The following is a 9384-nucleotide window of genomic DNA, read 5'->3' as shown; positions in this document are numbered from 1 at the left end:
AGTGCAGGCCCAGGAAGAAGACGAAGACCAGGAAGAGAAGCGACTTGGGCCGCAGGATGTCGCGCCCGTAGTCGCGCAGGCGGGTCAGGTGAAAGCGGCCGGCTTCGAACCGGCGCACGAAGCCGGCGGACCCGATCAGGATGGCCGCGAACAGGAACAACATGACTCGGAAGTCGGCTTTCTGGACCAGCAGGCCGCCGCCCGCGACGCCGAAGACGGCCCCAAACCCCAGCCAGAAGACATAGAGCCCATACTTGCGGTTTTGGTCGATGGCCGTCTCATCCTTGTAGGTCAGGCTGGCCAGCGAGACGTCCAGGACGCTGTTGGCGACCCCCAGCAGGAAGAAGGCGGCGCAGACGACCGGGAAGCTGCGGGTCACGGCCAGGAGCGCAAGCAGCAGGCCGTCGGCCAGGAAAGCGGCCCGCACGGCGCCCGCGATCGAGAAGCGGTCGTTGATCCAGCCGGCCGGAAATGTGGCCAGGAGCGGCGCCACGGACAGCAGGGAGACGATGACCCCGATCTGCCAGCCGTTGAACCCGATCCGGACGAAATGCAGCGGCAGGAGGAAAAGGATCGAAGTGTAGGCGAGCGAACGGGCGAAGTTCAGGCCGAAAACGCGGCGCAGCTCTTTGGAGGGCATATTGGCTTTCCGGGCCCTCTATTATAGGGCAAAACGGCCCCTTGTCCCATTCCAAGAGAGAAAGGGAAGAATCTTTATTCCGCGAGCATCCTTTGGGTGTTTATTTATTCCCCCTAAGGTCCAAAGATTTGGTTTCTTCTTCGTCCAAGGTGAACACTTCCTCCACCGGGACACCGAAGACATGGGCGATTTTGAGGACAAGGATCGATGAAGGGACGAAGTGGCCCCGCTCGATGGTGTTGATAGTCTTGCGAGTGACGCCGACTCTTTCGGCGAGCTGCTCCTGGGTCAAGTCGTGAATCGCCCGGTGGATTTTAATCTTGTTTTTCAGCGGCATGGCAGCCTCTCAATCCTTTCGGTCGTAGTAGAGGTAGGATCCCAGAAGAGCGATAACGGCAGCCAGAAGATTGAATTGGACATTCGCAAAAATAAATTGAATTTTGGATAACGATAGAAGGCTCAGCAAAGATTGGGCGAGATGGCTGCTAAAGATACTAATAATGAAGAAAGGGATCCAAGGAAGCAAGGGTGCGAGGAACAACGTAAGGACGATCAAGAAGGAAACTCGGCAGGCCTTCAGCCAATTCATCCAAATCCTTTCATCACCCGAAAGGACAGCAATAGCGGGCTGGGACCTGGAGGATCGGAAGAGGAAGAAATAAACCATAATGGCCAGGATGGCGATCCAAGCCAGCCAGCCCCCCCTAACCCATTTTAAAATGCGTAGAACTCGGGGATAGTCGGCATCTTTATTATTTAGAAGGAATTGACAGTTCCTATAGATCGTCCCGATCATATAGACAAGGTGCCATCCTAGATAAAGGCCGAGCAAGGAGGGGGCTTTGCGGATGACCGCACTTTCAAAGGACGTAAGGGAAGGGGAAAGCTCCGTTCGGCGGCGGTCAAGGGATAAGAATGTTCCCAAGCTCACAACAACCAGGACCAAGAGCATTAGGTTATGGCTCTGCGTTAAAAGCGGATCGCGGCCAAAAAGGATGAGTGTCGAATTGTTGAGAATCCACAAAACAAACTGCAATGCGATCGCGACCGCCATCGTTCGTCTGAAGGAAAGGAGCCAAATGAGGCGGACGCGTTCGTCGCGGACGGCAGTGTCGATGGCGGGATTACGGGAAAGCTTTTTCTTATAAAGAAGCCAGAGGACCAGCGCAATGGCAAAAAAGGTGAACGTCGCAACGGAAACGATTTCTAATATGGGCCGAGTTGAAGTGATAAAATGAACCCATCTCTTCATTGACGGGTTGGCGAAATCTCCAAATGGTTGTGGTCGCAACAATGAAAAGGCCACTCCCCATAAAATCCAAAATCCCATTAACAGAACATATAAGGCCGTAAAAGCCGTTATGAATCGCGTCCTAAGCCGGTCCATCATTTCGACTGCGTTTTTCATTGCCCCCTCCTTTTTACGACAACGAATAAGTCACCTTTATATTTCTATTTATAACCTCTAGGTTACTATTTGTCAAACAAATTTCTCTTTTTTATTTATAATGATATATCGTGTATACCAGGAAAATTGGAAATTGTTTGCCGGAAAAATCCAGAGCTAGCGCGCTTATTATTGAGTAGGAAACAAACAGGGAATCGCCAATAGCATCACCGAGGCCGTCCCCGGTTTCGTCAAATATGTTTTATCCCCCCCATTTTTCGGATCTTCGCCCAATTCCGGGGGAGACTTTGGCCGTTCGGGGTGCCGGCCAACGGCGAAATCGCGAGGGCGGCGACTTTTTCCACAACTCTCTGAGGGAAGCCAACGGCCGCCGAGGGCTGTTTGAGCACGCGATTTTCTATCGGAATCGAAACGGAGTGGGCGGTCTTCAAGACCGGACGATCTCGAATGCGGAGTTCCGAGGCGCCGAAGAGAGCTGTGGGAAAAGGCGAGTAGAGCCCGAAGCCGCCCTCGCGAGGACTGTTGAAGCAACTGTCCTGGCGAGGACCATCAAAGCGTTGCCGGGCCGACACCCCGAGCTGCCCTCCCCGGAATTGGGCAATGAAATAAAAAAACCGCCCCGCCCTGGCCGCTCACGGACAGGACGAGACGGTGAACCGGCTTGATCGAAAGGGTTATTTCTTTTTCAGGCTGACCGAGCCGCTGAAGGTCTTCAGCCGGACGGAGGCGCCGCCGTTGCCGACCGTGCCGCGCATCTCCCGCACCGGGCCATGCCCCTCGGAGATACGGCCGGTCATGGTCACCGCGAAATCGGTGCTGATGCCGCCGCTGAAGCTCTCGGCGCTGAGCTCGAAGGAGGAATCGCCGGGCAGGGTCATCTCGACCCGGCCGCTCATCGCCTCCAGGCTGTACCGGCCGTCCTTCTCCAGCTTGCCGTCATAGGTGACGTTGCCGCTGAGGACCTTGGCCCGCACGCTCCTGGCGCCCTCGATCCCGATCAGGCGGAGGGTGCCGCTGGTCGTCTCGGCCTCCACCGAGCCCTTGACCCGCTCCACCGTAACGTTGCCGGAGACGGACCGGAAGTTGCAATCCCCGACGATGTCGGAAGCCTTGGTGGTGCCGCTGACGACCTCGAAGTCGGCTCCGGCGCCGAGCTTGGCCAGGGTGGCGTTGCCGCTCGTGACCTTGCCGTCGAAGGCGCCGCCGATGTTCTGGACGTCGACCGTGCCGCTGACGTTGCGCACCGAGAGGGAGGCCTTCTCGGGGATCCAAATCTGGTAGCTGACCGAGACGTTGAGAGACTCGTTCCGATCCTGACGCTCCGGATACTTGGTCTCGATCCGCACGATCTCGCCCGTCTTCTGGACGACGATCTGGACCTTGTCCAGGTTCTCTTTGGCCTTGTCCATGGTCTTGGCCTTGGAAGTTTTCACGGCCTCGATCTTGACCTGGGCCTCGGCCCAGCTCTTGACTTCGATCGTGCCGGAGATGTTGCCGACGATGACCTTGCCGTCCTTGGCCAGGGCTTCGACCTTGCTGAACTTCTGATCGATCTTCTCCTCGGCGAAGGCCGTCAACGGATAGACGGCCAGGGCCAGGAGGGCCCCGATGACGACCGCTCGACGAATCGCTTGGCGTTTGCTCATGGCTTTCTCCTCAATGGGAATGAATTAGAGGCTCGCCCCGGTTCGGGCCGAGGACGGCGTTTGTTTCCGAACGTGCATGACCCCGTCGAGAATCTCAACTTTCTTCTGGTAGGCGGCCAGCAGGAAAACCCGGGCATCGACGCTGCCCGGCTCGCGGCCGACGGCTTCGCGGCAGGCCTGGATGGCCGAGTCCACCGCCCCAAGGTCGCGGGCGAAGAGGGCGGCCGCGGATGATCCGATCACGGAAGGGCCGGCCCCCAGGGCCTCGGTCAGCGCCTGGATGGCTAGCTTGTAGTGCATCTCGGACTCTTCCAGCTTGGCCACCGTGGCGGCCTGATCGGGAGGCAGGACGGGCGAAGCCGCGCCCTGCCAGGGCCGCAGGCCCACGACCAGGCCGACGACGGCGCCGACCAGGACGAATCCGGCCGCATAGGCCCAGCGCGGGACGAAGCGGCGCGAAGCGGCCCGACGTTCTTCGCGGCGTACGGCGCGGACCCCGGCCAGGATGGCGGGCCAGACGTCTTGTGAGGGCGTCTCCTGGTCGTCCAGAGCGCGGGCGCTCTCGGCGATCTTCTGGAAGTCTTCCATGAGATCCCGGCACTCGCCGCAGGACTTGAGATGCGAGTCGAGACGGGCCCGGTCGGCGGGACGAATGGTCCCGTCCAGGCGGTCCCCGATCAGCTTATGAAACGCGGCGCACTTCATGACCATTCTCCCGGCCCGATGTGGCGGGCCTTCAGGAAGGTCCGGATCTTGAGCCGGGCCTTGAAGAGCTGGGACTTGGAGGTTCCGACGGACAGGCGGAGCATCCCGGCGATCTCCTCGTGCTTGAAGCCCTGCACGTCATGAAGCAGGAAGACTTGCTTGAGGCGGGCAGGCAGGCCGGCGATGGCGTCCTCGAGCGGCTTGCGGAGATCCGACTCCGGGCCGGGCGAGGAGACGTCGGGCAAAGCGAACTCGAGGTCGTTCAGGGCCACGGTCCGCCCGGCCGAGGTCCTCTTCTCCCGCAGGTGGCTGAAGCAGGTGTTCAGGGCGATGCGGTAGGCCCAGCCGGGGAACATCTCGGTGCTCTTGACACCGTCGAGATGAGTAAAGATCTTGATGAAGATATCCTGCAGAAGATCCTCGGCCGTGGCCCGGTCGCCGGCATAGCGGCGGGCCAGGTTGAAGAAGGAGACCCGGAAGCGATGATAGATGGATTCCAGGGCCCCGGAATCGCCGCTCCGACCGCGCGCGATCAAGTCGGCGAGCGGTTCGTCCTTCTGGAGGCCGGCAGCTACGGCGACATCATCCCGCTTGCTCATGATCGGATTATCCATGATTTGCGGGCTGATTTCCAACGCCGGGGCCGCGAATGACATTTCCATTTTTCTCGTTCCACCCAATAAGATGAGAGAAACGGGAAAAAGGTTGCCTCTCAGGCAGAGATGCTTGCCAAAAACTGCCCCAAAAGCTGCTCGCCAAGCCCCTGCAGACTTCCCTGTCCGTCGCCTATCATCCAGTAAACAAACGACATTTGCATGATCCCCAAGAAATGGACGGCGGCCATTTCCGGGTCGATGTCGGACCGGAACGCCTTCTCGCTTTTGCCCCGTTCGATCGCCGCGGCCAGGGCGGCGAGAGTGGGCTTGAGGGTCTCCCGAACGGCGGTGTCGAAGCTCCCGGTCTCGTCGTCGGGGGGCCCGCCGTAGAGAATCTCCCCCGTGCCCGGCTCCGCCGCCAGGAAATCCAGATGAAGGCGCAGGAAAGCGGCCAGCCCGTCCTTGGCGCCGACGGCACAGGAGCAGGCCGCGGCCCATTGCCCGGCCAGGGCCTCGTCCAAACCGGCCGGCAAATCGGCGGCCGTGCGGGACGCAGCAGCCGCTTTGGCCTTCAAATCGGCCCCCAATGCAGGAGGACGGCGGGGATAAGCGTCAGCAGGGCGAAAATAAACCACAGGATGAGAAGCGGCAGAAACCACTTGGCCCACTTATCCCAGCGCAGGCGGGCCAACCCCAGCACCCCCATCGTTACGCCCGAGGTGGGCAGGATGGGGTTGATGTATTCGGCCAGCTGGAAGGCGAAAACGGAGGTCTGGCGGGTGATGCCGACCAGGTCGCCGAGCGGGGCCATGATCGGCATGGTCAGGGCCGCCTGGGCCGTGCCCGAATGGACGAAGAAGTTGATCACGCACTGGCCCATGAACATCATTTGGGCCGAAAAGACGGGGTGAAGGCGGGAAATCGTTTTGGCCATAGCGTAGAGCAGGGTGTCCATGATCCGTCCGTCCGTGGCCACGATGAGCAAGGCTCGAGCGCAGCCGATGATCAGGGCCGTATTGACCATATCCTTGGCCCCGTCGACGAAGGCCCGGGCCATGTCGTCGGAGCGGACTCGGCCGATGATCCCGGACAGGATGCCCAGGGCCAGAAACAGGCCGGCGATCTCCTGGATGTACCATTTGTACTTGAGGATGCCGACCACGAGGAGCGCCATCCCGGCTAGAAAGAGGAGGAGGACGGCCTTGTGCGAAGCAGTGACTGGTGTCCGCTCACGGCCGGTTCGATCGAGGTCGAGCGTCTTGCGCAGCTCTAAGTCTTCCTCGTAGACGGGGCTTCGGCGCGGATCTTTGCGGATGCGGGCGGCGTAGCGCATGACGACGACGATGGCGATGGCCGTCCCGACGGCCCACACCGCCAACCGGTAGACGAGCCCCGAGTAGAGCGGCAGGCCGGCGATGCCCTGGGCGATCCCGACCGTAAACGGGTTGAAGAAGGCTCCGGCGAAACCCGCCGCCGCCCCGACGAACGGGATGGCCAGCCCCACGATCCGGTCGTAGCCGAGCGAAAGGGCCAGCGGAACGAAGACGAGGACGAACGGCATGGTCTCCTCGCACATCCCGAAGACGGCGCCGCCCAAAGAGAAAACAAGCATCGTCGCCGGAATGAGCAAAACCCGCAAGCTCTGGCTGCGCCCGAAGCGATCGGCCACGCTGCCGATCCCGGCGTTGATGGCCCCGGTCTTCTGGATGATGGCGAAGACGCCGCCCATGAGCAGGACGAAAGCTATGATCGAGGCGGCGGCGGCGAACCCCTTGACGGGCGAGACGAACAGCGCGCCCAATCCCTGCGGCCGGCGCTCGGTGAAATGGAAGCTGTCGGGCAGGGGGATCATCCGCCCGTCCTTCTCCAGGCGCTGGTATTCGCCGGCAGGGACGATCCAGGTGGCGACGGCGGCCGCGACGACGATCAAGTAAATAAGGACCAGGGTGTGGGGCAGGCGGAGGCGGGGCTTTTTCAAAGTTGCGATTTCTCGGGGCGGCCGGGTCAATAGTAGCACAACGGAGGGCGGCACCGCACCGGGGACTAAGCCGATCCCCGCACCGAATCACCCCTAGAGAGGATGGCGCATCGAATTGGACTCGGTAAAATGATAGACTATCCCCATTCCGCAGGGGGACGAAGAACACATGACGCCGATGCCTGACGACCCACGAAGCGACGAACGATTCCGCGAGGTTCTGGAAAACATCGAGGAAGGCTATTACGAGACCGACCTTAAAGGCCGCTTCGTCTTCGTCAACGAAGCCATGCTCCGGATCATCGGCCTGCCCCGCGAAAGCCTGGTTGGGATCGACAACCGGACCTACATGGATACGGCCAGTACGGCCAAGGTGTTCGCCGTCTTCAGCGAAGTCTATCGGACGGGACAGCCGACCAGGGTCGGCCCGATCCCGATCCAGTTGCGGGACGGACCGCCCCATTGGTTCGAGTTCTCGGTCGCGCTCATTCGCGATGCGGCCGGCGGTCCGACCGGCTTCCGCGGGCTCATTCACGACATCACCGACATCAAGCAGGCCGAGCTGGCCCTGCGGACGACGACGTCGCGGCTGGAAGGGCTGCTCCACGCCATCCCCGATATCATCTATTTCAAGGACGCCGAGCGGCGCAACCAGATCGTGAACCTCGCCTTCGAAGCGGCTTTCGGGCTGAGCCAGGAGGCCGTCGCCGGCAAGACCGACGAAGAGCTTCTGCCGGCCGACCTGGCCGCCGCCTGCCGAGCCAGCGACGACATCGTCCTGAGCACGGGCCGGCTCTATCGTTTTGAAGAAGAGACTAAGGGCCCCGACGGGCAGCCCGTCCACTTCGATACCATCAAGGCCCCTATCACCGACCCCGGAGGAGAGATCGTCGGCCTGATCGGTGTCAGCCGCGACATAACCGAACACCACGAAGCGGAGAAACGGATCCAGGCAAGCGAAGAGCGGTTCCGAAGCCTCTACGAAAACGCAACCTTGGGCATGTACCGGACCAACCCCGAGGGACAGATCCTGATGGCCAATCCGGCTCTCCTGCGCATGCTGGGCTACGCCTCGCTCGAGGAGCTGGCCCGGCGCAACATCGAGGCAGACGGCTTCGAACCGGATTATCCCCGCTCCGCCTTCAAGGAGCGGATGGAACAAGACGGCGAAATCCGGGGCCTGGAAGCCGCTTGGAAGCACCGCGACGGGAACACGATCTACGTCCGCGAGAGCGCCAGGGCCATCCGCGACGAGACGGGCCGGATCATCCGATACGAAGGGACGGTCGAGGACATCACCGCGCAGAGGTTGGCCCAAGCCGAGCTTCAAGCCTCCGAAGAAAGATACCGGCGGCTGGTCGAGAACAGCCTGGACGCCATCTACCAGACGACCGAGGACGGGCGCATCCTCTCGGCGAATTCCGCGATGCAGCGGATGATGGGGTACGAGACGATCGGCGAATACTTGAAAACCGACGTCCATGACACGTACGCGGATGCCCGGCAGCGGACGCCCTTCCGGGAGGCAATGGCCCACAACGGCGAGGTCCGGAACATGGAGCTTCTCCTCCGCCGCAAAGACGGCTCGACGTTTTACGTCCTGGCTAATGCCAACGCGGTGAAAGACAAGGACGGCCGGATGATCTTCGAGGGCATCCTGACCGACATCACGGCCCAGAAGGAGACCGAGCGCGAGCTCGCGGGCGCACTGGCCGAGAAGGACATCCTGATCAAGGAGGTTCACCACCGGGTCAAGAACAACCTCCAGGTCATCTCCAGCCTGCTCAACCTGCAAAGCCGCTTCCTGAAGCACCCCGACGACGTGGACCTGTTCAAGGAGAGCCAGCGCCGCATCCGTTCCATGGCCCTCATCCACGAGAAGCTCTACCAATCCAAGAGTCTCTCCCGGATCGAATTCTCTTCCTACGCCAAGCGCCTGATCGAGAACCTGATGGCCTCAAACGCCCCCGGCGGGCAGCGGATCGGACTCCGGCCCGAAGTGGAGGAGGTCTTTCTGGACATTCAGACCGCCATCCCCCTCGGCCTGATCGTCAACGAGCTGGTCATGAACGCCCTCAAACACGGATTTCCCGACGGCCGGGCGGGCACGGTCCGGCTCGGCCTGAGAGTGGACGAGGAAGGCCGGATCGAAATGAAGGTTGGTGACGACGGCGTCGGCCTGCCGCAGGGCCTGGATGTCATGGCCTCCGACAGCATGGGCATGCAGATCGTCGGCATGCTGACCGATCAGCTCGAGGGGCAGTTGGAGATCGACCGCACGGCCGGGACGGAGTTCCGCTTGACCTTTAAAGAGCTCAAGTACAAGCCGCGCCTGTGACGGGGCGCGCGGATCAGACCTCGATCTCGATCTTCAGCGATTCCCCCGCCTTCAAGGCGACCGGCTTATCCCA

At 61.1% G+C, this 9384-nt stretch carries 9 protein-coding genes; 1 reads left to right on the top strand and 8 read right to left on the bottom strand.

Translation table 11 applies throughout. From position 1 onward, the window contains the following. The 8 genes from NTZ26_12755 to NTZ26_12720 all read right to left on the bottom strand — a co-directional run. Positions 1-640 (bottom strand): MFS transporter (locus tag NTZ26_12755; GenBank protein ID MCX6561370.1); only part of this gene is annotated, 640 nt, incomplete at its 3' end. Positions 641-740: 100 nt separating this feature from the next. Continuing rightward, entirely contained in the window at positions 741-977 is a 237-nt protein-coding gene (locus tag NTZ26_12750) for a helix-turn-helix transcriptional regulator (protein ID MCX6561369.1), read from the bottom strand. Between the two features lie 9 nt (positions 978-986). Then, positions 987-2048 (bottom strand): hypothetical protein, encoded by a 1062-nt coding sequence (locus NTZ26_12745; protein ID MCX6561368.1) that lies wholly within the window; start codon positions 2046-2048, stop codon positions 987-989. A 674-nt stretch (positions 2049-2722) separates the two neighbouring features. After that, positions 2723-3694, bottom strand: coding sequence for a DUF4097 family beta strand repeat-containing protein (locus NTZ26_12740; GenBank protein MCX6561367.1), 972 nt, complete (start codon positions 3692-3694; stop codon positions 2723-2725). A gap of 24 nt (positions 3695-3718) precedes the next feature. Beyond that, the gene (locus NTZ26_12735) at positions 3719-4399 is read right to left on the bottom strand and encodes a zf-HC2 domain-containing protein (protein MCX6561366.1); all 681 of its coding nucleotides are present in this window, start codon (positions 4397-4399) and stop codon (positions 3719-3721) included. After that, entirely contained in the window at positions 4396-4998 is a 603-nt protein-coding gene (locus tag NTZ26_12730; protein ID MCX6561365.1) for an RNA polymerase sigma factor, read from the bottom strand. Before NTZ26_12730 ends, NTZ26_12735 begins: the two co-directional genes overlap by 4 nt. 113 nt (positions 4999-5111) lie before the next feature. Continuing rightward, the gene (locus NTZ26_12725; GenBank protein ID MCX6561364.1) at positions 5112-5570 is read right to left on the bottom strand and encodes a hypothetical protein; all 459 of its coding nucleotides are present in this window, start codon (positions 5568-5570) and stop codon (positions 5112-5114) included. Further along, complete coding sequence (locus NTZ26_12720; protein ID MCX6561363.1) at positions 5567-6973, bottom strand: hypothetical protein; 1407 nt, start codon at positions 6971-6973, stop codon at positions 5567-5569. Before NTZ26_12720 ends, NTZ26_12725 begins: the two co-directional genes overlap by 4 nt. Positions 6974-7142: 169 nt before the next feature. On the opposite strand from NTZ26_12720, the gene NTZ26_12715 reads away from it, so the two are divergent. Next, positions 7143-9311 (top strand): PAS domain S-box protein, encoded by a 2169-nt coding sequence (locus tag NTZ26_12715; protein ID MCX6561362.1) that lies wholly within the window; start codon positions 7143-7145, stop codon positions 9309-9311. The last annotated feature ends 73 nt before the right edge of the window (positions 9312-9384 follow it).

The organism is Candidatus Aminicenantes bacterium (genome assembly GCA_026393855.1).
In the GTDB taxonomy this organism is placed as follows: Bacteria; Acidobacteriota; Aminicenantia; order Aminicenantales; family UBA4085; genus UBA4085.
Note: the sequence above shows the minus strand (reverse complement) of the source record. Positions and strands in the feature narration are given on the sequence as shown.